We start from the raw sequence: 25,939 nt of genomic DNA, 5'->3' as shown, positions 1-25,939 counted from the left end.
ATTAAAAAACACTAACGCCAACCCATCAGTTAATTTGCCTGATTATGGAGCTAAAAAATGAGTTTAACCCTAGGCCAAGCCGTACCCAACTTTACCGCTGAAGCGACTAGCGACCAACAAGTTAGCTTGTCTGACTTAAAAGGTAAAAAAGTAGTTCTTTATTTTTACCCTAAAGATAGCACTCCAGGCTGTACTAACCAAGGTGGTGATTTTCGCGACCTGTACAGTGACTTTCAAGCAGCAAATACCCTAGTGTTTGGTATTTCTCGTGACGGCCTTAGAAGCCATGAAAACTTTAAAGCTAAGCAGAGTTTTCCTTTTGAGCTTATCAGTGATAAAGATGAAACCCTGTGTAAACTTTTTGATGTTTTAAAGCTAAAGAAAATGTTTGGCAAAGAGCACTTGGGTATAGAACGTAGCACCTTTTTAATTGACGAAGAAGGCAAGTTAGTTCAGGAATGGCGCAAAGTAAAAGTGCCAGGCCATGTGCAAGAAGTTTTAGAGGCTGCACAAGCAACTTCTTAACTTATTTTTTTAAACTAGCGTTACATTTCCATTAGGCTGCGCAGGTTTTCTAAATCCCTGCGCCGCTCTCGAATAGAGGACTGCACTACCCAAGGTTGGTTTTGCAATCTTGCTTGTTCTAAAGCTAGGTCTAGCTGATCAAAAGCTTGGCGAAAGCGCCCAGTTAATTGAAAATACTCTGCTCTTGCCTGATGCAGTTGAATTTGCCTATCAACCTTGCCTGCCGCTTCAGCTAGCTGAAACCAAATAGCTGGGTCTTTGGGCCTGGCTTGGCTAAGTTGCTGTAAAGTACGACGTGCTTTATCCCACTGCTGCTGGCGACTAAATAGATCTGCCTGTAACTGCTGAGCTGGGTAATAGTCTGGGGCATAGCGCAATAGATCATTTAATTTTTCTGTAGCAGCTGCCCAGTCTTCAATTTCAGCCAAGGCTTCAATTTTTAGGTACTGCACCAACAACCAATCAGGTTCTTTGTTTGCCAGTTCAGCGATAAAAGCAAGGTAGGCTTCTAGGTCTTTATTCGACTTAGCTCTTAAGGCTTTGGCATAGAGTAAAGACTCAGCTGAACTTTGCTGCCTTGAAAACAAGCTAAAAGCATCATCTGCATCTGGATACTGGTGAAAAATAGCCCGAGCACGAAGCATTTCGTAATCTTTGCCTCTTACTCTAACCGCTGGCTTGGTTTGCTGGTCAGCCCTTGCTTGCGCGTCGGCAATACGCGATTCGGTAAGTGGGTGAGTTAGCAAAAACTCTGGTGGACGACCACTTAAACTAGCTAACCGCTGCATTTGGGCAAACATTTGTGGCATGGCTTCTGGTGCATAGCCAGCTGCAACCAAGGTTTCCATTCCTATGCGATCAGCTTCCTGTTCATACCCGCGGCTCCAAGCTAGCTGGCTTTGAATTGCCGCAGCTTGCGTTCCAGCAATGGCAGCTATTCCTGCATCCGCATGACCCTGACTAGCAACTAGAATACCGGCCAATAAACCCGCCATTGTTTTCCACTGAATATCTTGAGATGCTTGTACTCGCCTAGCAAAGTGGCGCTGACTTATGTGTGCTAATTCATGTGCTAACACTGAAACAAACTCATCTTCATAGGGCGCAAAGGTAAACAAGCCTGTATTAACACCCACCACCCCACCGGGCACAGCAAAGGCATTTAATTGGCGCTGATCAACAAGCAGAACATCTAGGTCTTTCATTTCTAGGTGTTGATTCCAAGTAGCTAGATGCTGAACTAAGCGCTCAAGGTAGTTTTGTGTTAAAGGGTCGTTGTAGAGTTTGCTTTGAGCACGAAATTGCCTTAGCCAGCCCTGCCCCAATAGCTTTTCTTGATTCAGGCTAATATCGTAGGAACTCGATAACCCAAGACTAGGCAATTCAGGCGCCTCTGCTGTTATACTTTGCAGCGGAAAAGTTAAAAGCAAAGCACACACTAGGTAAATCACTATTTTATTTTGATGCATTGTTAGCTTTTCTGGTAATGACTTGAGTGTCAAAGCACTTTCTATAAGACAAGGTAAGGCCTCATGAATTCAGAAAATAGTTCAGCTGTAGACAATAATAACTTAACACTAAGCTATGACCAGCACCTAGATGCACGTAATTTAAGCTGCCCTTTACCACTACTTAAAGCTAAACAGTGCCTTAATAAGCTAGATGTGGGGCAAGTCTTGTTTATTCAAGCAACCGACCCTGGCTCTTGGGATGATTTTGTCAGCTACGCCAACCTTAGTTCACATCAGCTAGTTTTGCGTAAGAAAGCAGGCAGCACCTTTAACTTTTTATTACGAAAAGGGGAATAGCATGTCTTTTCGTGATGTAACACTTAATTGGCTACACCGTTATTTTTCTGATGAAGAAGCAGTTATTTTTGCATTATTGCTAGTGTTTTTCTTTACCGCACTATTTTTCTTTGGTGCTATGTTACTACCTTTTCTTAGCGCTGTTGTATTCGCCTATTTATTACAAGGTATAGTAACGCCTTTAAAACGTATAAAAGTGCCGCAGTTTCCTGCTGTTTTAATTGCTTTTAGTCTTTTCTTAGGTATTTTACTAGCACTAATTTTCTGGCTTTTTCCACTTCTTTGGAACCAACTACTTAGCCTTGTAAGAGAGCTGCCCGTTATGCTGCGTGCGACTCAAGTTTGGATAGATCATTTATATGAAGCCTATCCACAACTCATTACACAACAACAGGCAAGCAGCATTCTCAATGAAGTCGTTAATGACATACGTATGCTAGGGCAAACCCTTGTTTCCTTTTCTCTTTCCAATATCCCCAACCTTATTGCTTGGCTTATTTACCTTATTTTAGTACCAATTTTGGTATTTTTTATGCTTAAAGATCAGCAGCAGCTAGTCGGTTTTATTACCTCACTGATGCCCAACAAAAGAACCTTAATGACTCAAGTTTGGCATGAAATTGATGCCCAAATAGCCAATTATATTCGAGGCAAGGTTTTAGAAATTATGATTGTAGCAAGTGTCAGTTGGGTTAGTTTTATCCTGCTCGGACTTAACTACGCAGAACTACTCGCTTTATTGGTAGGCTTGTCTGTTCTCGTTCCCTACATAGGCGCAACAGTTGCAACCCTACCCATAGCGCTGGTTGCCTTTTTTCAGTTTGGTTTTAGCAGCGATTTTATGTGGGTAATTGGTGTGTATGGTGTTATTCAATTATTAGATGGCAACGTGCTAGTACCACTGCTGTTTTCTGAAGCTGTTAATCTGCACCCAGTGTCTATTATTTTGGCGGTGCTTTTCTTTGGGGGTTTATGGGGTTTTTGGGGCGTGTTTTTTGCCATTCCTTTAGCCACCATGCTTAAAGCAATTTTTAATGCTTGGCCCACTGCCTTCTATCCTGAAAACGAACCACCTGCTCAATTGGCCAAATTAAATTAATTTTAAAAAGGAAATAAACAGTGGATTGGTTTCAGGTTACTTTGTTAGCCCTAATACAAGGGCTAACTGAATTTTTACCCGTTTCTAGCTCTGGGCACTTAATTTTACCCGCACAAATTTTTGGTTGGGCCGATCAAGGCTTGGCTTTTGATGTAGCGGTTCATGTTGGTACGCTGCTAGCTGTCATGCTTTATTTCAATAAAGATATTCGTCAAATGACACTAGCTTGGTTTGCTAGCCTAGCTAATCGCCAGCAAAGCCAAGAAAGCCTTATGGCTTGGTCTGTAATTATTGCCACACTTCCAGCCTGTTTTGCAGGCTTGGTATTTAATGACTTTATTGAATTAAACCTGCGGACTACTTGGGTAATAGGTTTAAGCACCTTGCTATTTGGTCTGCTGCTTTGGTGGGCAGACATTAAAGGTCGCCGTAACCGTGATGAAAGCCAAATAAAAATGCGTGATGCTGTCTGGATAGGTCTTGCTCAGGCTTTGGCCTTAATTCCGGGCACATCTCGTTCAGGTATTACCATTACTGCTGCCTTAATGCTGGGCTTAACTCGTCAAGCGGCTGCACGCTTTAGCTTCTTGCTATCCATTCCTTTAATTATGGCTGCTGGGCTTTTTAAAGGCTTAGAGCTTTACCAAACGGGTAGTGAAACACAAATAAGCCATACGCTTGCAGGAAGCCTAATTGCTTTTATTGCTGCTCTAGCCTGTATTCACTTATTTTTACGTCTGTTGGATCGATTTGGCCTACTACCCTTCGTAATCTATCGACTACTACTGGGTGTTTTGCTTTTGGTGTTTTTTGTTTAGTTAATGGGCGGGTTAAAACTGAGTAAGAAAAAGGGGAAGCTTAAGCTTCCCCTTTTCTATTTTAGCCTTTAGGAAAATCGAGCATTTTCTGCAAGGGTAGAAGTGCTTTTTGAATCAACTCAGGGGCTATCTGAATTTCATCGCTTCCTTCATTTAAAGAGCGTGCCATGCGTTCTAAGCTATTCATTGCCATCCAAGGGCAATGAGCACAGCTACGACAAGTAGCACCCTGGCCTGCGGTGGGTGCTTCTAGAAAGGTTTTGCTCGGGTTTTCTTGCTGCATTTTATAAAAAATGCCGCGATCTGTTGCCACTATAAGTGTGTCGTTAGGCAGTTCACCAGCCGCTTTAAGTAGCTGGCTAGTTGAGCCAGTTACATCGGCAACATCCACAACGCTGGCAGGTGACTCAGGATGAACCAATACTGCTGCGGTAGGATGAATTTTCTTTAAATCTAAAATGCCTTTAGCTTTAAATTCTTCATGCACAATACAAGCGCCATCCCAAAGCAGCATTTCTGCACCTGTTTCACGGCAAATGTAATCACCTAGGTGCTTATCAGGCGCCCAAAGTATTTTTTTACCCTGCTTGTGCAAGGAGGAAACCACCTGCAAGGCAATGCTAGAGGTGACCACCCAGTCTGCACGTGCTTTAACGGCTGCCGAGGTATTAGCGTAAACCACGACCGTATGTTCAGGGTGCTCATCACAAAACTGACTAAATTCATCTGCATCACAGCCAATATCTAGCGAGCAGGTTGCTTCTAGGGTTGGCATTAACACGCGTTTTTCGGGTGATAAAATTTTAGCTGTTTCACCCATAAAGCGCACACCAGCAACAACCAAGGTTTGTGCTGAGTGGCGGGCACCAAAACGTGCCATTTCAAGTGAATCACCAATAAACCCACCCGTCTCTTCTGCTAAAGCCTGAATGACTGGACTAGTATAATAATGCGCAATTAGCACAGCATTATGGTCGACAAGCAGTTGCTTCACCTGCTCACGCAGTGCTGTCTCCTCTAAGTCAGTAAGACTTGCAGAAGGGGTGGCGCGGGAAAGGTGCTCACGCACCAGTAACTGATCATAAACACTGTTCATCGTAGGCGAATATCGTTGTTCTTAGTAATGGGTTGATTTTGAATCATAACATAACGCCCAAGAAGTGACCCAATACAAGCTTATTTCTAGTAAGAAATAATTATACTGACCAGAATAAAAAAAGGCCGCCTTTTTAAAGGCAGCCTTTTTCTAAAATTTGGTGGGTCGTGAGGGATTCGAACCTTCGACCAATTGGTTAAAAGCCAACTGCTCTACCACTGAGCTAACGACCCAAATTTGTGTACTTTTACCTGTACTTAGGTTTTGCGTTGGTGGGTCGTGAGGGATTCGAACCTTCGACCAATTGGTTAAAAGCCAACTGCTCTACCACTGAGCTAACGACCCCTTAACGCGGCGCATATAATAGCTTTTTTTCAGTCGCTTGCAACCCCCTAAACTGAAAAAAGCCAATTTTTATTTATTTCTACGACCGATGGCATGAACTGGCTTGCGTGAATTACCACGATTTTTTTGACCAGGACGCCCAGTAGGTATAGCTTCGACTGATTTTTTAGCCAAGCCACCCAAGGCAGAAAGGTCATCAACTTCTGCTTGCGTTAATTCTATCCATTCACCCATTTTAGTACGCTTATCTAGGTAAATATTGCCATAGCGTACACGTTTTAGGCGGCTTACTGTTACACCCTGGGATTCCCATAAGCGGCGAACCTCACGATTACGACCTTCGTTGATCACCACATGGTACCAAACGTTAATGCCTTCACCACCGACTAGTTCAATGGCAGAAAACCGGCCTAAGCCATCTTCTAACATTACCCCTTCTCGCATGGCATCTAACATTTCATCGGTCACTTCGCCCATAACGCGCACCGCATATTCACGCTCTACTTGATGCGAAGGGTGCATAAGGCGGTTAGCTAACTCACCATCATTGGTAAATAACAATAGTCCAGCTGTGTTTATATCTAAACGACCAATGGCTATCCAGCGCTCCCCACGCAAACGGGGCAGGTGGTCGAAGACGGTACGTCGCCCCTCAGGGTCTTTACGCGTCACCAGCTCGCCTTCTGGCTTGTTATACATGATTACCCTACGGGGTAGATCATCTTCTGCCTTCAGCGTCACTGGGCGGCCTTTAACGGTGACTCGGTCTTGCCCAGAAATACGATCACCCAAAACAGCAGTACGACCATTAATGGTAACTAAACCTGCTTCAATCACGGTTTCCATTTCGCGGCGTGAACCCATACCAGAACGCGCCAGCACTTTTTGTAGTTTTTCCGTTTTCTCTGGGGTTACTTCTACTGCTTCTTTCTTTGATTTATCAAAATATTGTTTATTTTTCATGGGTGTTCACACACGGTAGGGAAATGGGTGGAGAATTATTCTCCATTGGGTTCAAAGCGTTGTGTTAAATCTGCAAAGGTTAGTTCTTTAACCTCAGGTAAATCTTCTTCAAGCAAATCACCCACAGTTGTGGGATCACTTGCTTCATCTAGGGCATCATTTTCATCTTCGGGTAAATCTAATAAAGGCGATCTTGGTGCTTGATCTAAATCATCTTGCCATTCTTTTTCTTCGCTGGCTGCCAATTCTCTTAGTTCATCGAGTTCAGGCAACTCATTTAAACTTTTTAAATTAAAATAATCTAAAAAATGCCGTGTCGTTGCATAAAGTGCAGGTCGACCGGGTACCTCTCTATGGCCAACCACACGTATCCACTCCCTATCTTCTAGGGTGCGAATAATTTGTGAACTCACACTCACGCCGCGTACATCTTCAATTTCGCCTCGTGTTACGGGTTGCCGATAAGCAATTAAAGACAAGGTTTCTAACAGCGCACGTGAATAGCGGGGTGGTTTTTCTTCCCATAAACGGCTTACCCAAGGGGCATAATCTGCTTTAATTTGATAACGAAAACCACTGGCCACTTCAATTAGTTCTTGGCTGCTCCCTTCGGCTTCTTGTTGCAAAACTGCCAAGGCTTCGCTTAGTTTAGCAGGCTGAGGGCGCTGATACTCTTCAAATACTGCTGCTATGCGCTCTAAGGACAAAGGCTCTTTTGCTGCCAGCAACAAAGCTTGTACAACACGTGTTAAATCTTGCAAAGAAAACGCATTCATAGCGAGGTTTCAGTTTTTAAACGTACATGAATCATTGCAAAAAGCTGCGTTTGTACCAGCTCAACCAACTGTTCTTTAACCAGTTCCAGCAACGCCATAAAGGTTACCACCTGCCCTTGGCGACCTTCTGTTAAATCAAATAGTGCATCAAAGGCTAGGTAATTATCTGCTTTACTTAAATAGTCGAGCACTTGCGACATGCGTTCACGGGTTGAAAGTGGCTCACGGCTTACTTGGTGGTGAACCAGTCTGTCGGAACGCTTCATTAAACGGGCAAAGGCTAATAACACTTCTTGTAATTCCACCTCAGGGTGAATAACTCGACTCTCTAGGCTTGGCAGTTCAGGATCAATTAAAAAAGTATCCCTTTCTTGCCGAGGCAAGGCATCTAATCGCTCTGCTGCTGTTTTATAACGCTCATATTCTAATAGCCGACGTATTAATTCAGCGCGCGGATCACCTTCCTCTTCTTCATCCACCTCTGTACTACGAGGCAGCAAACTACGTGATTTAATTTCGGCTAGTAGCGCTGCCATTACCAAATACTCAGCCGCCAACTCTATTTGCAAGTCTTGCATTAAATCTAAATAACCTATGTATTGGCGGGTAATTTCAGCCACATTAATGGTTAGAATATCTAGGTTATGCTTGCGAATTAAATAGAGTAGTAAATCTAGAGGACCTTCAAAGGTCTCTAAAAACACTTGCAAAGCTTCAGGCGGAATAAACAAATCATCCGGTAGTTGCGTATAAGGCTCACCATCAACGGTTGCTAAAAGCTCTAGCTGAATAGGCTCGGCAGTGGTTTGCTGCATTAATTAACCACCAAAAGCGGAAAGATCGCCACGGCCTTCACGCGTAATTTCAGGCACACCAGTACAAAGATTAATAACTGAAGTTGGCTCTATAGAACAAGCACCGCCATCAATCACTAAATCAACCAGCTTACCCAAACGCTCACGAATAATATCTACATCTGACAAGGGCAAGTCTTCATTAGGCATTATCAGCGTTACGCTCATCATTGCTGTGCCTAGTTCATCTAACAGAGCACGTGTAAGCACGTGATCTGGAACACGCAAACCTATAGTACGACGCTTAGGGTGCATTAAAAGGCGTGGCACTTCGCTGGTAGCATTCAAAATAAAAGTGTAAGGCCCTGGCGTGGCATTTTTTAGCATACGAAAAACCGTATTATCGACCTTGGCATAGGTAGATAAATCAGATAGGTCGGCACACATTAAGGTAAAGTTATGTTTGTCATCTAGTTCACGAATACGCTTAATGCGTTCTACCGCTTTTTTCTCACCCACACAGCAGCCTAGCGCATAAGCAGAGTCTGTTGGGTAGGCAATAACGCCACCCTTACGCAAAATAGCAACCGCTTGCTGTATTAGTCGCTGTTGTGGGTTTTCTGGGTGTATTTCAAAATATTGACTCATAAAAAATTACCCTAAAGGTTAAATACTTGGCTTATAGGAACACAAGCTTCAGGCAAGGCAGCATAACGACCGGGGGCAGGACAAATAATACCTGGGCTATGAAAATCACTACCCCAAGTCAGTTTAAGCTCTAACTCTTCGGCTAAACGTAATAAGCTTTGTGTTTGTTGTGGGTCTTGTTGTCCACTCACCACTTCAATTGCCTGACCACCTGCTTCAGCAAAAGCTACGATTAAGCGCTTACGTTTGCTGCGCGTTAATTTATAATATTGTGGATGCGCCAAACTCACAAAGGCGCCTGCCTCTACCAACCAAGGAACCGCTTCAGCTAAAGGCTTCCAGTGGTTTTTAATATCGCCTAATTTACCACTACCCAACCATTTACGAAAAGCTTGACTGTGGTTAGTTACATAACCTGCTGCAACCATGGCTTCTGCAAAATGAGGACGCCCTGGCACACCCCCAGCAGAATATTTTAGAACTTCATCTAACTCAAGGGGTGCGGTTGTTTTTGCTAGCCTTTGAATAATTTGTTCTGCTCTACTCCAACGTGCTTTAGCCTGTACCGCTGCTAAATCCTGTGCGGCAACTGTTAACCCTTGAGGCCATAATGCAACTAGATGGATTGTTATTCCTAGCCAGCTACAGGAAAACTCCATACCAGAGACAAGGCGAATACCCTGCTGTTCTGCAGCAATGCTAGCTTCTGCAAGACCGTCAAAGGTATCATGATCGGTCAGCGCCAACTCTTTAAGCCCCTGCTCGGCAGCAAAAGCCATTAGCTCTGTCGGACTAAGCGAACCGTCCGATGCAGTAGAATGCATGTGATAATCACATTGTTGACTAGTTAACGACATAGGGCTCACTGGTTTTTTAAAGCACTCAGATTAACATTTTTGCAAGGAGAAAAGTTGAATGTTTTACGCACTGATCTGTACAGACAAACCCGGTACGCTAGAAAAGAGAATGCAGGCTAGACCAGAGCATCTTGCTCGCTTAGAAGCCTTACGTGATGAAGGACGCTTATTATTAGCTGGCCCCCACCCTGCAATAGCTAGTGAGAACCCTGGTGAGGCAGGTTTTACTGGCAGCTTAGTTGTTGCGGAATTTGCTAGCCTTGAAGCGGCACAAAATTGGGCAGATGCTGATCCTTATGTTGCAGCGGGCGTTTACCAGCAGGTCAGCATTAAACCCTTCAAAAAAGTACTACCCTAAACTAAAGGCTAGGCCTTCTTTTTACTACTGACGGGTTTGCACCTGCCCGTCTTGTAAGAAGAAGGTAATTTTATCTAACTCACGGGTGACATCAAATTCTGATCCAGCCAATTTAATTTTAGTGCCCGGATAAGCACGACGATTCACTATTACCTTAGCGGCATAAAACCGTTTTAGCTGGCTCTCAACAGTGGTTAAAGAAGTATTTAATTCCCGTGCTTCAAACTGAATTTTTTCTTTGGTGGCAATTAACTTATCTTTCATTTTTATAATTTCAGCACGACCTTTTTGACGAACCTGACGCGCCAATTCAACTAGCTTATACTTTCTATCATCAATTTTATTTAGCATGGCTAACAAAGCGGTGTACTGAGCTTGCAGCTCGTCACACTCACCTACTTCTAACAAGGTTTCATTGTAGGCAACTGCGCCACTAGTACTAACCTCTATGTAATCTACAGCCTTCATACTACCGCCAACCACCTGCCCTTTACCCAACACTTGAATAAAACTGCCTGACGTTAGTTGAGAATGCATTACCTGATTGCTAATAATAATTTCATGACCCGCCTCTAAAACGGCCTCATGCGCAAAACGGGCTTTAATACTGTATTCTGCTTTAAGTGCTGCTTTCTCAGTCAAATACTCAGCATCTTTGTGCCCTATAGCACCACCTATGACCTCGATATGACCGCCTGCTTTAATAAAGGCAGCATCTACTCCACCTGCTATTTTAATATCGCCAGTTGCAACAACCTGCATACCATCACGCACATCGCCTTTAACTTCAACGCTGCCTCTATAGCGTACATGGCCAGTGGATAAGTCTACATTTTCAATTTTTAACGTATTTTCTACCTGCGCACCTTTATCATAAAGTACTGGCATTCCAGCAGTAGCGGCGATTAACAGGTTTTCATCATCATCAGCGGTTTTAACACTGGCATCTTTAATGCGAAATTGAATATCTTTACCATCTTTTGCACGAATAGTTTTACCTTGCACACTCATGCCAGGCGTACCTTTAGTTGGCGGGTAACGCCTTAACAAGGGTTCGCCTTCTTCTATATAAGGGAAGTCACCTTTTTCTAGGTAATGCACTCGCCCCTGATCATCTTCAATCGGGCGGCGATCTGAAGCATCTTCAACTAATACCTCTAAGCTTGCATCTTCACCATGCTGATGGCTTTCACCATAAGCAACAACAGTACAGTAAACATCACTCGTATTTCGTAAAGCCTCAGCACGCTCTGGACTTAAAAGCTCATCTAAAGCTTCTTCTATTAAGCCATGACTCACCTTAGCTTTTTTAAGTGCTAGGTCTATCGCTTCGCTTGTTAAGGTTTGCCCCTTGCCCTGAGCACCATAAAGCACCATTCCAGCTAAAAGTTTATTAGAACTAAGGAATACATCGACACGGGCATCTTGAGGGATACTAACGCAGGATAACTGAGGCTGCTTGCGCCTTACAGCATCAAGCAATACAGCCACATTGGCAGAAATAAGTGGGTAGTCTTCTGGTAGGTAACCAGCTTCAAAGACAAGCATTGCGAACTGTTCAATGCTTAATTCACGGGTTGTTTCTAGAGGGTTAAATTCTACCCACAGCTCGTGGTTGTCTTTAACACTAAAAACCATCCCTAGCTGCTGAAAAGTTGGCAGTTCAGCAGGTGCAGCGTTATCACTATCGGCTTTTTTATCCATAAAACCACCCTTTTCAAAACACCTACAGAGACTAGTAAAGTTAAGCTCAAGCTAACATGTTTTTTTAATACTATAAACACCTAGCAAGCGACTTAAATCAAAGTAGGTGCAGTAATCAGCAACTGGACTACTCATTATAGCTGTAGGGCAACAATACCTATAATAATAAATGCCACACCAATTAACCCTTGCTTACCTAAGCGGGAGTTAAAAATAAAACGGTCTATCAGCACTGTACCCAATACACCTAAACTTCCCCAAATGGCATAAGCGATACCTAGCGGCATATAACGCACAACAAAGCTAAGCAGTATAAAAGCAGCTATGATTGATATTAGACCAGCTATACCCCAGGCTACTCGCTTAAAACCTTTAGAGCGCTTGATGCAATAAAGGGAAACCAAGTCTAAAGAAACCGAACCCAACAATAAAGACACAGGAATAATCATATTGAAATCTCCTGTGCAAGTTTAACGGGCTGCTGTGCTTTCTCATCTTCAACTGTATGGCCTTTATCAAAGGTCACCAACATTAGACCAAACATCATAATACCAACGGCAAGTATTTCGTTTGGCTTTAGGTGTTCGCCAAAAAAAACGACACCAGAAAGGCCAATAAGGAATAAGCCTAAACCTTCCCAAATAGCATAAGACACTGCTAGAGGAATACGAATAACTGCACGCGAGAAGGCATAAAAAGAGAAGGAAATCATCACCGCCATTAACAAATAGCCAAGAGCAGGTGAAGTGGTGGCGGCAAATTTCATGCCTATGGTACTAGTAACTTCAGCTAGAACAGCCAAAGTAAGCATTATCCAATAATACATTTTAAAACCCCTTGAGGGAGTCTCTGAAAAAACACTGTTAGCAGGTGGCTAAATAATGCAGCGCTTTTTTAGAGCCTTCCAAACTTTTTGAACTTTAATACAACGGCTAGTTACAACAATAAGATGAGGCAAAGCAGGGAGTGCTTTAGAGCTCACCGCGCCAGGTGATTTCAAAAAGATGGGGTGTTAGAGAGGTGCTGAAGCCAAGGCTGCAACTAAACATAAATTCCTGAAAGTGACTAAGATGCAAAGAAGTATAACACAGCCACAAGCAAAATTGGGGATTTAGTTTAAGTTGAATAATTCACCGTTTTAAAATAACTTTATTAGTCTGCCTGCCAACCACCACCTAAAACCTTGTATAAATTTAAGCTGGCATTCAAGCGGTCTTGGTAAAGCACTAGCAGCTGGTCTTCTGCTTGTAATTCATCTAACTGAGCATCTAACAAGTTGGTTAGTTTTTCAGCGCCAGCGTCATAAAGCCGTGCTGTATTGGTTGCTATAATGCGGTTTTCTTCAATAAGCTGTTGTTGCTGAATTTCAAGTTTACGGCTTAGCTGCTCGTTACTTAACGCATCTTCCACTTCAGCCAAAGCAGTTAACACCGTCTTGTAATAGCTTAAAAGCATTTCTTCTTGCCTTGCTTCGCTTAATTCAATTTGACGGCGGCGCTTACCAAAATCAAAAATGCTTTGGGTTATACCAGCACCTAGACTGAAGGTTTTAGTTGGGTCGCTCAAACTTAGCGTATCACTAGCTAATCTGGCCGAAGCATTCAGGCTTAAGCTGGGGTAAATGGCTTTTCTTGCTACGGCGATATTGGCATCCACCGCCCTTAACATAGCTTCTTCTCTGGCAAGGTCGGGGCGGCGGGTTAATATTTCTGTCGGCAAGCCAGGGTTGGGGCGTGGAACGCTTAACTCTACCAAGTTACCTTGAGGCGGCTGAAAACCTTGTGGCACTTCGCCTAGCAAAATTGCCAAAGCATTGCTGGCAGCAAGGCGTTGATGAATTAATTTATTCAAATTGGCTTGGCGGGTTAATACTTGTTTGCGCTGCTTGGCTAAATCTACCCGAGTGGTACTGCCACGCTTATAGCCTGCTTCAACAAATTCAAGCTGTTGCTCAGCGGCCTGCAAATACCAATGGGCATTTTTAAGCTGCCCATCAATAACTAACCAGTTAAACCAACTACTGGCCACCGCAGCCGTTAAAGTTAGGCGGGTGGCATGCCAGTCATACACCTTGCTAGCTAAAGTTGCTTCACTGGCCGAACGCTCCGCCGCCACCCTGCCCCACAAGTCAACTTCATAGCTGGTGCTTAAACCCAAGCCCGATGACTTTTTATTGCCCGATTCGCCTAGCTGCTTATTAAAACCCAGCGAACCACTGGCATCCAAGCTAGGCAAAGCATTAGCACGGATAATACCTAGCTGGGCTTCGGCTTGTAAAATACGTTGCTGGGCCATTAATAAATCGGGGCTAGCCTCTAAGGCCTTGGCAATTAATTCATTTAATTGTGGGGATTGAAAAGACAACCACCAATCACTGGTAGCAGCCGTGTATTCAAGGGTCGATTCTTCTGCTGCCTGCCACTCTGCACTTAATTCAAGCGGTAAAGTTTCCTGCTTAGGGTTATAACCGCAGGCAGTTAACAGCACTAGCATTGCACTTATTACCAATAATTTAATCACTACTACTCCGAAGACAAAGCTTTAACAGGATCTAAATGCGCCGCTTTGCGTGCCGGTAAAAATCCAAAAATAAGCCCCGTGGCAAAAGCACAAGTAAACGCCAGTACCACAGGGAAAACAGAAAAATAAACCGTGGTGCCTAAATAGCCCACTAGCCAAGCCGTACCTAAACCTAATACCACACCAATAACACCGCCAAAAGCAGAAATGGTTAAGGCTTCAATTAAGAACTGTTGCAAAATATTGCGGGTGCGTGCACCTGTCGCCAAACGTATACCAATTTCTCGGGTACGCTCATTTACTGAAACCAGCATAATATTCATCACGCCCACACCGCCAACCAATAACGAAATGGCCGCTACCGAACCCAATAAAAGCGTAAAGGTATCTTGAGTTGCCGTTACGCTATCAATTAACGAAGCCATATTACGAATCTGGAAATCTTCCGTTCCATGCCTTGCTAGCATTAATTCAAAAATTCTATCTTGGGTCGCATCCATCTGGCTTACATCGTCGACTGCTACCGTTACATTACGCAAAAACCGCTGCCCAAAAATACGCAAGCTGCCGGTGCTATAAGGCAAGAGCACCACATCGTCTTGGTCTTGCCCCATAGGCGAAGCACCCCGCTCGCTCATCACACCGATAACTTGCAAAAGCGTGCCACCAGCCATCACATATTCACCCAAGGGTGATTGCTTGCCGAATAAATCTTTGGCTACGGTTTTACCTAATACAGCAACCGTGGCATAAAGCGCTTCGTCTTCTTCACTAAAAAAGGTGCCTTCAGCAACCGGCCATTGCCTAACTAAAGGGAAGTGGGTCGAAGTGGCATTCATGCTGGTGCTTTTATCCCGGTTACCGTAGCGAATCGTTTGGTTACCGGTTAGCTCTGGAATGGCGGCAATTAAATTAGGCACTTCCAAGTTAATGGCTTCGACATCTTCAGGCACTAGGGTGGCTATACTCCAGCGCCCACGCTGGTTAGGTGCGCCAGGGCGAACTAATAATAAGTTGCTACCTAAGGAGCTAATTTGGTCCACAATTTCTTTTTTAGCACCATCACCTATTGCCAACATGGCAATCACCGATGCCACACCAATCACAATACCTAGCAAGGTTAATAGGGTACGAAACAGGTTACGGTGCAGCGCTGTAAAAGCCGCTTTGGTCGATTCCCAAATATCCAGTAGCGGCTGTTCTTTGGCAGGTGTGGGTAAAGGCAGACGAGCTTTGGGTGAAGGCGTATTAGCCGATTTTTTATCGCTGATAATTTCACCATCACGTATTTCAATAATACGGTCGGCATGGGCGGCTACTTCAGGGTCGTGGGTAATTAGTAATAGGGTATGGCCTTGTGCCGACAGCTCTTTTAAAAGCTGCATCACTTCCACGCCGCTCTTAGTATCTAAAGCGCCCGTGGGTTCATCGGCTAAAATAATTTGCCCACCATTCATTAAGGCACGAGCAATGGAAACTCGCTGCTGTTGGCCGCCCGATAATTGCCCCGGCAAATGCCCTGTTCTATCACTTAATCCTAAGCGGTCTAATAATTCCAAGGCTCTTTCTCGGCGTTTAGCTGGTGGCTGCCCAGCATAAATAGCCGGTAATTCCACATTATTAACCGCTGGTGTGCCCGGGAGCAGGTTATAACTTTGGAAGACAAAACCAAACGCATCACGGCGCAGGTGAGCCAGTTCATCTTTTGTTAGCTGGCTAACGGCTTGACCACGAAACCAATATTCGCCTGAAGTGGGTCTATCTAAACAACCCAGCAAATTCATTAGCGTGGTTTTGCCTGAACCCGAACTACCTATAATGGCAACAAACTCGCCTTCACTAATGGTTAAATCAATCCCTTTAAGCACTTGCAGGGTTTGGTCGCCATTGCTAAAACTACGAGTGATTTTTTCTAGCCGAATTAAAGGCGTTCTTTGCTTATCCTGCTTATCCATTAACGAATCATTCCCGGCATACGGTTAGCGCCCGGCTTAGCTACTGCACCAGTTTGCAGTAAAAGTGCTTCACCTTCGTTTAAACCTTCTAACACTTCTGCTTGAATTCGGTCATTCACCCCCACCTTTATTTGGCGAACTTCTTGGCGGCCATCTGGGTGCAAAATCGTGGCTTGGTAATTTTTACCCTCTCGCTGCAAGGCTGCCGTAGGCACTAGCAACGCATTTTTAGCTTCTGCCACAATAAAAAATACCTGCGCAGTCATTTGCGGTAATAACTTACCCTTAGGGTTTTCTACATCAAAGGGCGCGTTATAAAGCACCACATTATTTTCAACCACAGGCGTAGGTTCTATCCGCAGCAAGTTGCCCTGCCAGCGGTCACCTTGGCTGCCAAGCGTTGTAAAATAAACCGGCATTCCGATAGTTAAACGGCTGATATCCGCTTCAGAGACTTGGGTTTCTACCCGCATTTTAGACAAGTCAGCAATTTGCAAAATTAACGGTGCTTGCTGATTCGCATTCAGCGTTTGTCCTTGGCGTGCATTAATAGAAACCACCGTGCCACTAATGGGGGCAAGAATACGAGCGTACTCTAGGTTGGCTTCATCGGCAGCTAATGAAGATTGATTCTGTTCAATTTGTGCTTCTAGCTGCTCAACTTGGGCTTGAGAAGAAATAAAACTCGCTTCGGCCTGCTGCACAGTTTCTTCGGTGACGGCTTCATCTTTACGTAGCATTTTTTGACGTTCAAAATGCTGACCCGCTAATTTTAACTGCGCTTTACGGTCTCTTAATTGTGCTGCTTGCGCACGTAACTGGGCACGACTGGCCGCTACATTAGCCTCTAAAACACGGGCATCTATTTCTGCCAAAAGCTGACCAGCTTCTACTTCACTGCCCACTTCTACATGCAGGTGAACCAACTGGCCGGAGATTTGTGCGCCCACATCCACGTAATTTTTAGGGTTAAGCGTGCCGGTGGCGGTTACTCTTTCTTGTAAATTACCCCGTGTCACCTTGGCGGTTGGCAAACGCTGTTCGCTTTCACTACTACTAAAAAACCACCAAGCACCCACCGCTGCAACTAGCAGCAATAAAACCAAACTAAAAACTGCCCATTTCTTCTTTTTAGAAAGCGCCATAATGCTGGAATTTCCTTAACTAACTGCATAATCCTGTAAACTCTAAGCCAAGTTTACTTTAGGATGCTTTTTGTGTTGTCGTACTTAGTGTTTTCTTGCCCTTTATGCCATTCAAACTCAACCGAGTTATGGCACATACAAACCCATAAGCCCTTACTAGGGCGTGAATACCATCGCTGCAAAGTGTGTGACTTAATTTTTGTGCCGCCTGCTTTTCATTGGGATAAACCTGCAGAGATAGCTATTTACCAGCAACATGAAAATAACCCCAACGACCTTGGCTATCGAAAATTTTTAGACCGCATAAAACAGCCAATGTTGCAGCAACTTGTTCTATTAAACAAATCTCAAGATAAAATAACTGGACTCGACTTTGGGTGTGGCCCCGGGCCAACGCTATCGTTAATGTTTGCAGAAGTTGGGGTTAGTTGTGCAAATTACGACCTTTATTTTGCAAATCACCCAGAATTACTTGAGCAAAAATACGACTTTATAGTAAGCACTGAAGTATTTGAGCACCTAGCCCAGCCAGCAGACGTGATGAACCAACTAGTGAGCTGCCTTAAGCCGGAAGGCATTTTAGGCATAATGACCCAACGCCCTAGAGACCTAGCCGCCTTTCAAAATTGGCGCTACCTAGCAGACCCCACCCACATCAGCTTTTTTAGCGAAGCCTGTTTTAAATGGCTAGCAAAGCACTGGCAGTTAGAGCAGGTTTATTTAGGTAGCGATGTGATTTTGCTTAAAAAAACGGCAGACAAATGATAATCTTTCACATTAGCATTTGTCCAGGTGTAGTTACAGTTGTCTATTCAAACATGCCGTTGTGATAAATTTGTGCAACGTCTTCTAGGTCGTTTAGTAAACCAACAAAACGTTCAAAACTAGCAATATCATCACCTTCTATAGGGTGATCTGTTTGTGGTAGGTAGGTGATTTCTTCAACTTCAAAGTCTATTCCTGCATTCATTTCTATCAAGGCTGTTTTAGTTTTGAAGTATTCAGTTGGTGGCACCAGCACCGTTATCATGCCATCTTCACAGTCAATATCTGAAACATCGACATCGGCTAACATCAGCGCTTCTAATGCTACTTCTTCATCTTCACCAGCAAATACAAACATAGCGCGATGATCAAACAAGTAAGAAACCGAACCCTGACTACCTAACTTAGCTTTGCACTTGGTAAAAATGCCACGAATATCACCAAAAGTACGGTTAGCATTGTCGGTTAACGCACTAATAAGCACCAGGCAGCCACCAGGACCTATACCTTCATAAAGTGAAGGCTGAAAATCTTCACCTGCACCGCCCTTGGCTTTTTCTATGGCTTTTTCTAGCACGTGAGATGGCACTTGGTCTTTTTTTGCTCGGTCAATTAAGCTACGTAAAGTAAGGTTGGCAGAAGGATCAGTCCCACCATTTTTAGCAGCCATATACACTTCACGACCATAGCGTGAATAAACTTTGGTTTTAGCAGCAGCCGTTTTGGCCATTGAAACTTTACGATTTTGGAATGCGCGACCCATAGGAAATGACTTCTAGTAGTTAGTGAATTGGAGGAAAAAACCATTTAATTGTAGCCTTTGCCCAACTTGCTGTCTTGCATTACAAGCAGGCAAAGTACACTTACAAGTTGGTAGTTCTGAGTCTTAGCTAGAAGCCAACAAATCGAGCAAGATTAAAAGATTAAGCTTTTTTAAAAAGTTTCAAAAATACTTTCGCACGTGAAGCACCCACATATTCCATCGCTGGCTTGCTAGTCCATTCATTGGTACCTAAATCTAGCAGTAGAACACCTCTAGCCTCTAAACCTTTGGCGGCAGCCACGTTATAACAAGAAACTTTGTATTCTGGCTTTTCTGCTAATAAGCCTTGCATTGCAGGGCTGTTAGGTAGGCTGTGCGGTGTAAGCAGTAGCAAGTCTTTAGGTTTAAAGCCTTCCTCTTCTAGCTTATTAAGTTGTTCTGTTAATTTTTCTAACTGTTGTTTGTCATCTTTCCAAGTAAACACTTCAACAGGTCGATTACTACTAGGCAGTTGGTCGTTAGGATCGGCTGCATAAACATGATTTTCTTTTAACCAAGTCGCTATCTCGTGGGCATTGCGGTAATTTTGATGCAGCACAAAAGGGTAAGGAACCATGTCTGAAAAAATATCGGTAGGTAAAGTAAATCCACGCATATATAAATCTTGTTGCGGGTCGGCCACTAAAGTGACGTTAGCTTTTTCTGCCAACATTTCATTTAAAATTAACCACCAGTCAGATAAATAATCTTGCGCTTCATCAACGACTAACGCATCCCAGCTTTCAGGGTTTTTTTCTAAAGCTTCTAATAAAAGATTAGGTGCCGTTTCGTTATAAAAACCGACAATATCTTCAGCTTTATTGGGTTGAAAAGCCAAACCTGCGGCTTCAGCACGACTAGCACACAGCTGATGAAAAGTAGCTATTTCGATATTTTCTAAGTTAGTAGAACCTGCTAGCTGTTTGCGGTGTTCATCGGCTAAGGCATTGTTAAAACACAAAAATAATACCTTTTTGTCTTCTTCAGCTAATTGTTGAACACGCAAGCGCGCTAAAATACTTTTGCCCGTACCAGCGCCACCAAATATAGCCATACGTGGAATATTTTCTAATAAGCGTAACACCCACTGCTGCTCGTTGCTTAGCCTAAATAGCTCTGCTTCCACTGCATCGGCTTGGTCGCTAGCTGTACTAATTAAAGCGCAAAGCGGGCGCAATAAACGGGTACGAATTAAATTGGCATTTACACTGCTTAAAGGTAAATCGTTGCTTGCCCTAGGCCCTGAAAAAGGTGCGTTTTTAAAACAGCGACTAATTGTTTTTACAGTGAGCGGGAAACATTGATTACGCAATAATAGATGGTCATCATTTAAAGCTAAATCTGGAAAACCACCTTGCCAAGTTGAAGTGTCTGGAAAAACTAACACCGGTGCGATAGGTAAACGAATTGACTGGCCGAGCGCCCTTTCTAGCCCTTTTAAGACACTGCTAGTGGTTTTTTGTAGTTGCGCTAAAGGCGTTGTGGTTAGTGGAAATTCACCCTGCCTACCTTGTGAAAACCAGCGGCCTTGACCATCAACACGAATACCACCGCCTTTTACTTCCCATAGCTGAATGCCTTCTTGTGGATGAAAAAGTAAAAAGTCGATTTCACCTATCCAAGTGCCCCGCTCATCACGATTTTGAGTGGCTAGGCTGTGATAAACCTCTAGCCCCGGATATTCAAGGTCGCGCAGTTGGCGATAAAGTGCCGCTTCAGCTTTTGAAGACAAGCTGTTTAGTTCAGTTTCACTTAAGCGGGGGTAGACCTGCGCCATTTGGCACTCCTTATTATTAGTTATGAGTCAATTCATTAGGCCCACTTTAATAGAATTAAGCCGGTTGTAAACTACCAATGCTAATTGCCATAGCTCTGGCTTGCCTTGGTAGGCTGGCTATTTCAGCTTTGCTGCCTCGTCCACGCCAAAACTCAGGCTTTTGTGCGGCAATATGCAATAAATGGCGGCGTGCAGCCGCCGGGTCTTCAGTGATTAAGCTTTGCATTCTTTCTAATAAATCACTGACTGCTAACATTCGGTACTCATAGTCAAACAAAGCTTGTCGCAATGGCTGGGTATCGCCTGTTAACACTTTTAGTTGCAAAGTAAGCTGCTTCAATAACTGCACAGGCAAGGGAGTATCTTCGGCAAAACCAACCATTCTAAGGTGGTTAACCTTGTATTCTTTCACCAAGGCTTTAAGTATTTTTTCTAGCATTTTTTGTACGGGCACTAATTGTAAATCGCCCGCATTTAACCAATGGCGTACCCAAAGATAAACTCTCATGGGTACATCTGGTTTTCTTGCTTGAATTTCTGCTTCTATTAAACGCTTAGCCATTACCTTGGCGTACGCTTGGGCTTTAGGGTTCTTAAGGCAAGCCACCCAAATACGCCAATCATCTAGCCAAGCATTTTCGTTAAGGTCGGTCGGTAAATTCCAGCGCCACTGTTTAAGTGCATATTGCAGCTGCTGCTCAGATAAAAGCAGGTTGCGTTGATTCGCTTTACGTCGTCCACGTAAATGCCGTGCCGATAGCTCTTGGCGTGTTTGCCAAACCCATTCTGGGTCAGCGCCAGCTTGCAGCAAATCATTCAACAGTTTTAAAGCCCTAGGCACTTGCACTGGTTCAACCATTTGCACTACTAAAGGCCGCAAATCTTCCAGGGCTTGTGCTTTACCTTGCTGGTATTCCTTCAGCAACTCTTTAACCGTGGCTTCATTAATAAACAGCCGCGCTGTTTTTCTTAAAGGCAAGGGTACCGGCCCTTCACAACTTACATCACAAATTGTGGGCAGAACTACCTTGGTTAAACCGCGGCAAAAATTAACTTCTAAGCGTTTTATATCTTGGGCTACCAGTTCAGTTATATCGGCTCTTTGCAATAATAAAAAATCCACCGCTTGATGAATAACTAACGAACCTTTGCCTTTATGATTACTCACTTGCAGGTAACTTAATTGCCCTTCAACACTGCTTAAATTGTGGCAAGCACGCAGCTCTAATGCTTCTACTAAGTGATTGGTGGTTATTGTTTGTAGGTTTAAAGCGTTATAAAGCTCTAGCCTTTCTAACTGTGTTGGCGCAACCACTTCAAGATGACTTAAGTGTTTGGCATCCAACCATAACAAATGGCGAGTCGCTGGCAATTTAATTGGCTGCTGCACCTTGACTGACTGACCATAAATAATAGCTAACTCGCTAGCCTGTTGTTTGGTGACTCTATTGAGTGAATCTGCCTCAGCAAGGCTGGCATTCTGCCACGGCTTTTCTACCGGCGCTTCCACACGAAATTGCTGACTAGGCCAGCAGGCATCAAAGGCGGCAATAGAGCCTTGAATAGTTAAGTTGGGGGAAGTGGGGCTGTCTAGGTGTAAATAGCAGGGCGCACCAGCCGGTAAAATAATTTCAGTAATCTTTGGGCAGTTAACCAGCATTAAATGCATGCCCGGCAGACAAAGGCTAAGGTCTAGCTTAGTAAGGTGCGGGGCATTCCATAAATCGAGGTTTTTGATTGAAGCATCAGGGCATTGCCACTGGCTAAGCTGAGTGTTTTCTAAGCGTAAACCACCCAAAGAATCTTTTTTAGAAATTTCAAACTGCTGCGTCATGGTGAGTCTCCCTGTCTAGTCTTCACCAGTATGCAGGGTAGATGCGACAAACCAAGTCGCTACTGTAGCAGACTAGAGAAATTCTCTGGTTGCTTTAATCACCCGCCCATCAACAGTGCTTTGTATTTTCTCTTCTATTTGACTACACAAAGATTCAACATCCCGCTTAGTATTGCCCACCACCACAAAAGACCATTCGCTCGATTCGTGTAAATCATGTTCACCACTTTCGCAAACGGCCACCGCAGGGTTACGCCCAAAACGCTCATGCATACCACCCATACGCTGCCGCTTTTCTTTTAAAGAAGCACAACCGGGTAACGAAAAATTTAAAGTTAAAATGCCTAGATGCAAAACCTTCTCCTAATTTAAAAGCTTAATTGGCTAGTCTATAGCGAGTGCTGCGCCCACCGCTCGGAAGCTAATCCATAAATAAAAGCATGAGCCGATTAAAACCCTATTCGGCTCATTAGCTGAGCCAAAAGACAGCTCTATTCGGCTCATAACTCAAGTTAGGGTGAAATTTAATTTTTTGAGTTTTATTAACGACAGGGTTAGAATCTTGCCCGCAGAGCGGAAACCGTGGTTCTGCATTTTGGAAGCAAGCTTCCACACTTAAATATCAACCGGGACGGGCCGGCTCTTCGTTGTTTAAAGGGCCAAGCAAGGCTCAGTGGGGTTTCAGTTGATTGTTTTAAGCCCTATCAAGCGCCGTCTTCTTTATGTCGCCCTCTTCGAACTGCTTGGTATTCTCTTCTCAACACTGCTTTTAATGGTAATTAATCAAGGTGATATGCAAGAATCCTTACCTGTTGCCGTTATTGTTTCGACCGCTGCAGTTGTTTGGAACTTTATTTACAATACTGGCTTTGAAGCTTGCGAGCAGCGTAGACAAGTTTTAGTCCGCACTTTTAAAACTCGCACCTTGCACGCTCTAGGTTTTGAAGGGGGGCTTTTATTAATTTGCCTACCGCTTTATATGCTTTGGTACGGCGTAGGCGTGTGGACAGCTATAAGTATGGAAATCGCCTTACTGACTTTCTTCTTGGTTTATACCTTTGTGTTTACCCTACTGTTTGACCAGGTATTTGCAAGAACCAATCACTAACTAAAAGAATAAACTAAAAATTTATTCCAATGTGGCGACCATCAGCGAGTTGAATATCTAAAGTTAGCTTACCACCCATTGCCTCAATATAACGCTTAAGCGAAGACAGCTTAATTTCTTGCCCACGTTTTTCTAAATTGGCAACCGATGGCTGAGAAATACCTAAACGTTTAGCTAATTCAACTTGTGAAAGCTCTAGCTCTTCTCTTAATAAGGCTAGCTGCATTTCAAAAACTTCCTGCTCGGCCTGTTTTTTTGCAGCTGCAACAACTTCAGGATTAACTTTTTTTAATAATTCACTTAGCGGCTTACTCATTTTTTTAACCTTTTTAAATATGCTTGAAATTCTTTTTCAGCTAGAGGCAGCAAAGTTTGGTAAAAGCGTTTGTCATTCGACTTATTGCCACCACACAAAATAACGGCTTTGCGTTGCGGGTCAAAAGCAAAAAATACACGGTAAGGTTTTCCTCTATGCTGAACTCTCAACTCTTTCAGGTTTTTAACTTTATGAGTAGCTGTCAAAGTATCGACATCAGGCCGACCTAACATAGGACCAAAAGCTTCTAGCTTATACAAACCCACCAATATACTTTGCTGCACATCATCACTTAAAGAAAGAAACCATTGGTCGAAGCAATCAACCGTAACAACCTCCCACATAAACAACCTGCCTAATTTTGTTAAAATAGCCAGCTATAAATATAGCCTAAAAGCTATATTCTGCAACTGCTAATTTTTAACGAAATAATCTAAAAAATGAATTAAAAACTTAAACGCTGCCACAAACTACCCCAAAACTCATAGGCAGCTCGTTCACTTTTTAAGGCAGCATTTGCATTTATCCGCCAATCAGATTTATTAGCGCTCATTTTTAGTGCTGGTGCAGCAATAGGGGTTAGTTGTTGTTGCTCAAAAAACTTCATGGCGCGTGGCAGGTGTGAGTTATCACTGACCAAAGCAAAGCTTTTACCATAAAGTTCGGCGTGCATCGCTTCCGCTTCTTCTTGAGTATCTTTAGGGGTGGAATAAATAAGGATTCTGTCTTCTGCCACTCCCATGCTTAAAGCTACTTCTAGCATAACTTCAGCATGTGGACGAATATCGGTACTGGCATAACCAGAAAGCATTAACTTAGCTTGGGGATTAGCCTGCAAAATACGCAAGCCTTCAATTAAACGAAATAAGCTAGAAGAACATAGTTGTGCGGCCGGAGGCATTTGTTTATCAGTGCTATGGCAACCGCCCAATACCACTACTGCAGCAACTGGTTGCTCAAGATTAAACTGCGGGTAATCTTCTTCATATGGTCGAATTAATCCATCACTAACAGGCTGCCAGCTAGTAAGCGCCAGCAACACACCAGCAACGGCAATTAGCCCTCGGCTTATTTTAGGTGCACGCTGCCAAAGAATTAACCCAGCCACTAACAAAAGCAAGGTAAAGGGAATAGGCATTAACAGCATGCCTATAACTTTTTTAAGATAAAAACCCAGCTGCATAAAAGTCCTTATTTATTTTTTGTATCGCTACTAGGTTAGCCAAACTCATGCTTGCTCCTTCATTTCTTCTGCGGCAAGCTCTTGCAGTAAAAGCTTTTTCTCCGCATCAACAAAACGCTTTAACACTTGTTTCATTAGCGGCTGATAACCTAACCCTCTAATTTGAGCTATGTTTTTAAGGTCTTCTAATAAGCCTTTTTGTAAACGAATTGAAATAGCCTGCAAAGCCAAAGCTTCATCAATTACTTCAGACTCAATGTTTACTTTTTGAACAAACTCTTCTTCACGTCCTAACAAGCCTTTTTCCCAAGCTTCAGTGGTTCCTTTAATACTATTAATCTTAGTCATCATTTCACCCCAACTTACCTAGAAACCTATTAAGCATGCTTATTATAAATATGTATTTCAGTTGCATTAGCTGGATAAGCTGTTTTTATTACCCACTTGTTTTCTGTCGCGTAATGCATAAACACAACTTTTAACCTTCTTCCGTAATCTGTTTCAGCTACAAACCAAAGTGTCGGAGGGTCTGTGTTATGCGCTTCACGCCTATCTTTTAAAAATGCCTTCTCTCGGTTAGCAAAACACTCGCGAATCTCATTTTCGCTAACGTTATGTTTAACTCGTAGTTTTTTAGCTACCGCTACAGAAATCAGCAATCCCATGCTGCACCCAGTTATTTAATAGTTAATTAACTCAAATAAAGTATATACCTAATGTATATACATCGCCAAGAAATATTA

Annotated in this window: 29 protein-coding genes and 2 tRNA genes; 7 read left to right on the top strand and 24 right to left on the bottom strand. The window is 43.4% G+C overall.

Annotated elements, in window-relative coordinates; translation table 11 throughout:
• Positions 1-57 precede the first annotated feature (57 nt).
• A complete protein-coding gene (locus H571_RS0102285) occupies positions 58-525 on the top strand; it encodes a peroxiredoxin (RefSeq protein WP_027847892.1) in 468 nt (155 codons plus the stop codon).
• Between the two features lie 20 nt (positions 526-545).
• Here the strand turns inward: H571_RS0102285 and H571_RS0102280 are convergent, their stop codons facing one another.
• On the bottom strand, positions 546-1,994 hold the full coding sequence (locus H571_RS0102280; protein WP_084482620.1) for a M48 family metalloprotease: 1,449 nt from the start codon (positions 1,992-1,994) through the stop codon (positions 546-548).
• A 63-nt stretch (positions 1,995-2,057) separates the two neighbouring features.
• On the opposite strand from H571_RS0102280, the gene H571_RS13910 reads away from it, so the two are divergent.
• The 3 genes from H571_RS13910 to H571_RS0102265 are packed head-to-tail and all read left to right on the top strand — an operon-like array spanning position 2,058 to position 4,250.
• Positions 2,058-2,333, top strand: coding sequence for a sulfurtransferase TusA family protein (locus tag H571_RS13910; protein WP_051168084.1), 276 nt, complete (start codon positions 2,058-2,060; stop codon positions 2,331-2,333).
• Position 2,334: 1 nt separating this feature from the next.
• Positions 2,335-3,432: an AI-2E family transporter gene (locus H571_RS0102270; protein ID WP_027847890.1), complete on the top strand. Its 1,098-nt coding sequence runs from the start codon at positions 2,335-2,337 to the stop codon at positions 3,430-3,432.
• 20 nt (positions 3,433-3,452) lie between these two features.
• A complete protein-coding gene (locus H571_RS0102265; protein ID WP_027847889.1) occupies positions 3,453-4,250 on the top strand; it encodes an undecaprenyl-diphosphate phosphatase in 798 nt (265 codons plus the stop codon).
• A gap of 61 nt (positions 4,251-4,311) precedes the next feature.
• Here H571_RS0102265 and nadA read toward each other — a convergent pair whose 3' ends face one another.
• From nadA to H571_RS0102225, 8 genes are all read right to left on the bottom strand, one after another.
• A complete protein-coding gene (gene nadA / locus H571_RS0102260) occupies positions 4,312-5,346 on the bottom strand; it encodes a quinolinate synthase NadA (RefSeq protein ID WP_027847888.1) in 1,035 nt (344 codons plus the stop codon).
• Positions 5,347-5,504: 158 nt separating this feature from the next.
• Positions 5,505-5,579 (bottom strand) — tRNA-Lys (locus H571_RS0102255).
• A 37-nt stretch (positions 5,580-5,616) separates the two neighbouring features.
• Positions 5,617-5,691: transfer RNA gene (locus H571_RS0102250), tRNA-Lys, on the bottom strand.
• Positions 5,692-5,760: 69 nt separating this feature from the next.
• Positions 5,761-6,654, bottom strand: coding sequence for a 23S rRNA pseudouridine(2605) synthase RluB (gene rluB, locus H571_RS13905; RefSeq protein ID WP_051168083.1), 894 nt, complete (start codon positions 6,652-6,654; stop codon positions 5,761-5,763).
• A 35-nt stretch (positions 6,655-6,689) separates the two neighbouring features.
• Positions 6,690-7,430, bottom strand: coding sequence for an SMC-Scp complex subunit ScpB (gene scpB, locus H571_RS0102240; protein ID WP_027847887.1), 741 nt, complete (start codon positions 7,428-7,430; stop codon positions 6,690-6,692).
• Positions 7,427-8,245 carry a segregation and condensation protein A gene (locus H571_RS0102235; protein ID WP_027847886.1) on the bottom strand — a complete coding sequence of 273 codons (819 nt, stop codon included), beginning with the start codon at positions 8,243-8,245 and terminating at the stop codon, positions 7,427-7,429. The genes scpB and H571_RS0102235 overlap by 4 nt, the downstream gene beginning before the upstream one ends.
• Before the next feature lie 3 nt (positions 8,246-8,248).
• Positions 8,249-8,872, bottom strand: coding sequence for an L-threonylcarbamoyladenylate synthase (locus tag H571_RS0102230; protein WP_027847885.1), 624 nt, complete (start codon positions 8,870-8,872; stop codon positions 8,249-8,251).
• A gap of 11 nt (positions 8,873-8,883) precedes the next feature.
• Entirely contained in the window at positions 8,884-9,729 is an 846-nt protein-coding gene (locus H571_RS0102225) for a PHP domain-containing protein (protein WP_036217289.1), read from the bottom strand.
• A gap of 58 nt (positions 9,730-9,787) precedes the next feature.
• On the opposite strand from H571_RS0102225, the gene H571_RS0102220 reads away from it, so the two are divergent.
• Entirely contained in the window at positions 9,788-10,087 is a 300-nt protein-coding gene (locus tag H571_RS0102220; RefSeq protein WP_027847883.1) for a YciI family protein, read from the top strand.
• A gap of 24 nt (positions 10,088-10,111) precedes the next feature.
• On the opposite strand, the gene H571_RS0102215 is transcribed toward H571_RS0102220, so the two are convergent.
• The 6 genes from H571_RS0102215 to H571_RS13900 form a co-directional block, all read right to left on the bottom strand.
• Entirely contained in the window at positions 10,112-11,791 is a 1,680-nt protein-coding gene (locus tag H571_RS0102215; protein ID WP_027847882.1) for a flagellar assembly protein A, read from the bottom strand.
• A 134-nt stretch (positions 11,792-11,925) separates the two neighbouring features.
• Entirely contained in the window at positions 11,926-12,240 is a 315-nt protein-coding gene (locus H571_RS0102210; protein ID WP_036217287.1) for a DMT family transporter, read from the bottom strand.
• A complete protein-coding gene (locus tag H571_RS0102205; RefSeq protein WP_027847880.1) occupies positions 12,237-12,617 on the bottom strand; it encodes an SMR family transporter in 381 nt (126 codons plus the stop codon). Before H571_RS0102205 ends, H571_RS0102210 begins: the two co-directional genes overlap by 4 nt.
• 326 nt (positions 12,618-12,943) lie before the next feature.
• The gene (locus H571_RS0102200; protein WP_027847879.1) at positions 12,944-14,311 is read right to left on the bottom strand and encodes an efflux transporter outer membrane subunit; all 1,368 of its coding nucleotides are present in this window, start codon (positions 14,309-14,311) and stop codon (positions 12,944-12,946) included.
• 2 nt (positions 14,312-14,313) lie between these two features.
• On the bottom strand, positions 14,314-16,266 hold the full coding sequence (locus H571_RS0102195) for a MacB family efflux pump subunit (RefSeq protein WP_027847878.1): 1,953 nt from the start codon (positions 16,264-16,266) through the stop codon (positions 14,314-14,316).
• Complete coding sequence (locus H571_RS13900) at positions 16,266-17,411, bottom strand: efflux RND transporter periplasmic adaptor subunit (protein ID WP_036217285.1); 1,146 nt, start codon at positions 17,409-17,411, stop codon at positions 16,266-16,268. Before H571_RS13900 ends, H571_RS0102195 begins: the two co-directional genes overlap by 1 nt.
• Positions 17,412-17,483: 72 nt before the next feature.
• Here H571_RS13900 and H571_RS0102185 point away from each other — a divergent pair, with 72 nt between their 5' ends.
• Positions 17,484-18,176: a class I SAM-dependent methyltransferase gene (locus tag H571_RS0102185; RefSeq protein ID WP_245562311.1), complete on the top strand. Its 693-nt coding sequence runs from the start codon at positions 17,484-17,486 to the stop codon at positions 18,174-18,176.
• Positions 18,177-18,219: 43 nt separating this feature from the next.
• Here H571_RS0102185 and H571_RS0102180 read toward each other — a convergent pair whose 3' ends face one another.
• The 4 genes from H571_RS0102180 to H571_RS0102165 all read right to left on the bottom strand — a co-directional run bounded on the left by H571_RS0102180 (position 18,220) and on the right by H571_RS0102165 (position 22,943).
• A complete protein-coding gene (locus H571_RS0102180; RefSeq protein WP_027847876.1) occupies positions 18,220-18,939 on the bottom strand; it encodes a YebC/PmpR family DNA-binding transcriptional regulator in 720 nt (239 codons plus the stop codon).
• A gap of 160 nt (positions 18,940-19,099) precedes the next feature.
• Positions 19,100-20,755 carry a nuclease-related domain-containing DEAD/DEAH box helicase gene (locus tag H571_RS0102175; protein WP_027847875.1) on the bottom strand — a complete coding sequence of 552 codons (1,656 nt, stop codon included), beginning with the start codon at positions 20,753-20,755 and terminating at the stop codon, positions 19,100-19,102.
• Positions 20,756-20,810: 55 nt separating this feature from the next.
• Entirely contained in the window at positions 20,811-22,589 is a 1,779-nt protein-coding gene (locus H571_RS0102170) for a hypothetical protein (protein ID WP_027847874.1), read from the bottom strand.
• 72 nt (positions 22,590-22,661) lie between these two features.
• Positions 22,662-22,943, bottom strand: a complete 282-nt coding sequence (locus tag H571_RS0102165; protein ID WP_027847873.1) for a DUF503 domain-containing protein — start codon at positions 22,941-22,943, stop codon at positions 22,662-22,664.
• Between the two features lie 331 nt (positions 22,944-23,274).
• Between H571_RS0102165 and H571_RS0102160 the strand changes: the two genes are divergently transcribed.
• A complete protein-coding gene (locus H571_RS0102160; RefSeq protein ID WP_027847872.1) occupies positions 23,275-23,697 on the top strand; it encodes a PACE efflux transporter in 423 nt (140 codons plus the stop codon).
• Between the two features lie 13 nt (positions 23,698-23,710).
• On the opposite strand, the gene H571_RS0102155 is transcribed toward H571_RS0102160, so the two are convergent.
• The 5 genes from H571_RS0102155 to H571_RS0102135 all read right to left on the bottom strand — a co-directional run bounded on the left by H571_RS0102155 (position 23,711) and on the right by H571_RS0102135 (position 25,861).
• Positions 23,711-24,013: a helix-turn-helix domain-containing protein gene (locus H571_RS0102155; RefSeq protein WP_027847871.1), complete on the bottom strand. Its 303-nt coding sequence runs from the start codon at positions 24,011-24,013 to the stop codon at positions 23,711-23,713.
• The gene (locus tag H571_RS0102150; RefSeq protein WP_027847870.1) at positions 24,010-24,357 is read right to left on the bottom strand and encodes a type II toxin-antitoxin system RelE/ParE family toxin; all 348 of its coding nucleotides are present in this window, start codon (positions 24,355-24,357) and stop codon (positions 24,010-24,012) included. The genes H571_RS0102155 and H571_RS0102150 overlap by 4 nt, the downstream gene beginning before the upstream one ends.
• Before the next feature lie 101 nt (positions 24,358-24,458).
• Complete coding sequence (elyC, locus tag H571_RS0102145; protein WP_051168082.1) at positions 24,459-25,196, bottom strand: envelope biogenesis factor ElyC; 738 nt, start codon at positions 25,194-25,196, stop codon at positions 24,459-24,461.
• Between the two features lie 45 nt (positions 25,197-25,241).
• Positions 25,242-25,544 (bottom strand): CopG family antitoxin, encoded by a 303-nt coding sequence (locus H571_RS0102140; RefSeq protein WP_027847868.1) that lies wholly within the window; start codon positions 25,542-25,544, stop codon positions 25,242-25,244.
• Positions 25,545-25,573: 29 nt separating this feature from the next.
• Positions 25,574-25,861 (bottom strand): hypothetical protein, encoded by a 288-nt coding sequence (locus H571_RS0102135; RefSeq protein WP_027847867.1) that lies wholly within the window; start codon positions 25,859-25,861, stop codon positions 25,574-25,576.
• Positions 25,862-25,939: the final 78 nt, after the last annotated feature.

This window comes from Marinospirillum minutulum DSM 6287 (genome assembly GCF_000422325.1).
Lineage (GTDB): Bacteria > Pseudomonadota > Gammaproteobacteria > Pseudomonadales > Halomonadaceae > Marinospirillum > Marinospirillum minutulum.
This window is presented reverse-complemented; position numbering and strand designations above follow the sequence as displayed.

What these genes read in the sequence shown, in the direction of transcription:
- H571_RS0102285 (WP_027847892.1), top strand. Translation starts at nt 58, where the DNA reads ATGAGTTTAACCCTAGGCCAAGCCGTACCCAACTTTACCGCTGAAGCG.
- H571_RS0102280 (WP_084482620.1), bottom strand. Translation starts at nt 1,994, where the DNA reads ATGCATCAAAATAAAATAGTGATTTACCTAGTGTGTGCTTTGCTTTTA.
- H571_RS13910 (WP_051168084.1), top strand. Translation starts at nt 2,058, where the DNA reads ATGAATTCAGAAAATAGTTCAGCTGTAGACAATAATAACTTAACACTA.
- H571_RS0102270 (WP_027847890.1), top strand. Translation starts at nt 2,335, where the DNA reads ATGTCTTTTCGTGATGTAACACTTAATTGGCTACACCGTTATTTTTCT.
- nadA (WP_027847888.1), bottom strand. Translation starts at nt 5,346, where the DNA reads ATGAACAGTGTTTATGATCAGTTACTGGTGCGTGAGCACCTTTCCCGC.
- rluB (WP_051168083.1), bottom strand. Translation starts at nt 6,654, where the DNA reads ATGAAAAATAAACAATATTTTGATAAATCAAAGAAAGAAGCAGTAGAA.
- scpB (WP_027847887.1), bottom strand. Translation starts at nt 7,430, where the DNA reads ATGAATGCGTTTTCTTTGCAAGATTTAACACGTGTTGTACAAGCTTTG.
- H571_RS0102235 (WP_027847886.1), bottom strand. Translation starts at nt 8,245, where the DNA reads ATGCAGCAAACCACTGCCGAGCCTATTCAGCTAGAGCTTTTAGCAACC.
- H571_RS0102230 (WP_027847885.1), bottom strand. Translation starts at nt 8,872, where the DNA reads ATGAGTCAATATTTTGAAATACACCCAGAAAACCCACAACAGCGACTA.
- H571_RS0102225 (WP_036217289.1), bottom strand. Translation starts at nt 9,729, where the DNA reads ATGTCGTTAACTAGTCAACAATGTGATTATCACATGCATTCTACTGCA.
- H571_RS0102220 (WP_027847883.1), top strand. Translation starts at nt 9,788, where the DNA reads ATGTTTTACGCACTGATCTGTACAGACAAACCCGGTACGCTAGAAAAG.
- H571_RS0102215 (WP_027847882.1), bottom strand. Translation starts at nt 11,791, where the DNA reads ATGGATAAAAAAGCCGATAGTGATAACGCTGCACCTGCTGAACTGCCA.
- H571_RS0102210 (WP_036217287.1), bottom strand. Translation starts at nt 12,240, where the DNA reads ATGATTATTCCTGTGTCTTTATTGTTGGGTTCGGTTTCTTTAGACTTG.
- H571_RS0102205 (WP_027847880.1), bottom strand. Translation starts at nt 12,617, where the DNA reads ATGTATTATTGGATAATGCTTACTTTGGCTGTTCTAGCTGAAGTTACT.
- H571_RS0102195 (WP_027847878.1), bottom strand. Translation starts at nt 16,266, where the DNA reads ATGGATAAGCAGGATAAGCAAAGAACGCCTTTAATTCGGCTAGAAAAA.
- H571_RS13900 (WP_036217285.1), bottom strand. Translation starts at nt 17,411, where the DNA reads ATGGCGCTTTCTAAAAAGAAGAAATGGGCAGTTTTTAGTTTGGTTTTA.
- H571_RS0102180 (WP_027847876.1), bottom strand. Translation starts at nt 18,939, where the DNA reads ATGGGTCGCGCATTCCAAAATCGTAAAGTTTCAATGGCCAAAACGGCT.
- H571_RS0102175 (WP_027847875.1), bottom strand. Translation starts at nt 20,755, where the DNA reads ATGGCGCAGGTCTACCCCCGCTTAAGTGAAACTGAACTAAACAGCTTG.
- H571_RS0102170 (WP_027847874.1), bottom strand. Translation starts at nt 22,589, where the DNA reads ATGACGCAGCAGTTTGAAATTTCTAAAAAAGATTCTTTGGGTGGTTTA.
- H571_RS0102155 (WP_027847871.1), bottom strand. Translation starts at nt 24,013, where the DNA reads ATGAGTAAGCCGCTAAGTGAATTATTAAAAAAAGTTAATCCTGAAGTT.
- H571_RS0102150 (WP_027847870.1), bottom strand. Translation starts at nt 24,357, where the DNA reads ATGTGGGAGGTTGTTACGGTTGATTGCTTCGACCAATGGTTTCTTTCT.
- elyC (WP_051168082.1), bottom strand. Translation starts at nt 25,196, where the DNA reads ATGCAGCTGGGTTTTTATCTTAAAAAAGTTATAGGCATGCTGTTAATG.
- H571_RS0102140 (WP_027847868.1), bottom strand. Translation starts at nt 25,544, where the DNA reads ATGACTAAGATTAATAGTATTAAAGGAACCACTGAAGCTTGGGAAAAA.
- H571_RS0102135 (WP_027847867.1), bottom strand. Translation starts at nt 25,861, where the DNA reads ATGGGATTGCTGATTTCTGTAGCGGTAGCTAAAAAACTACGAGTTAAA.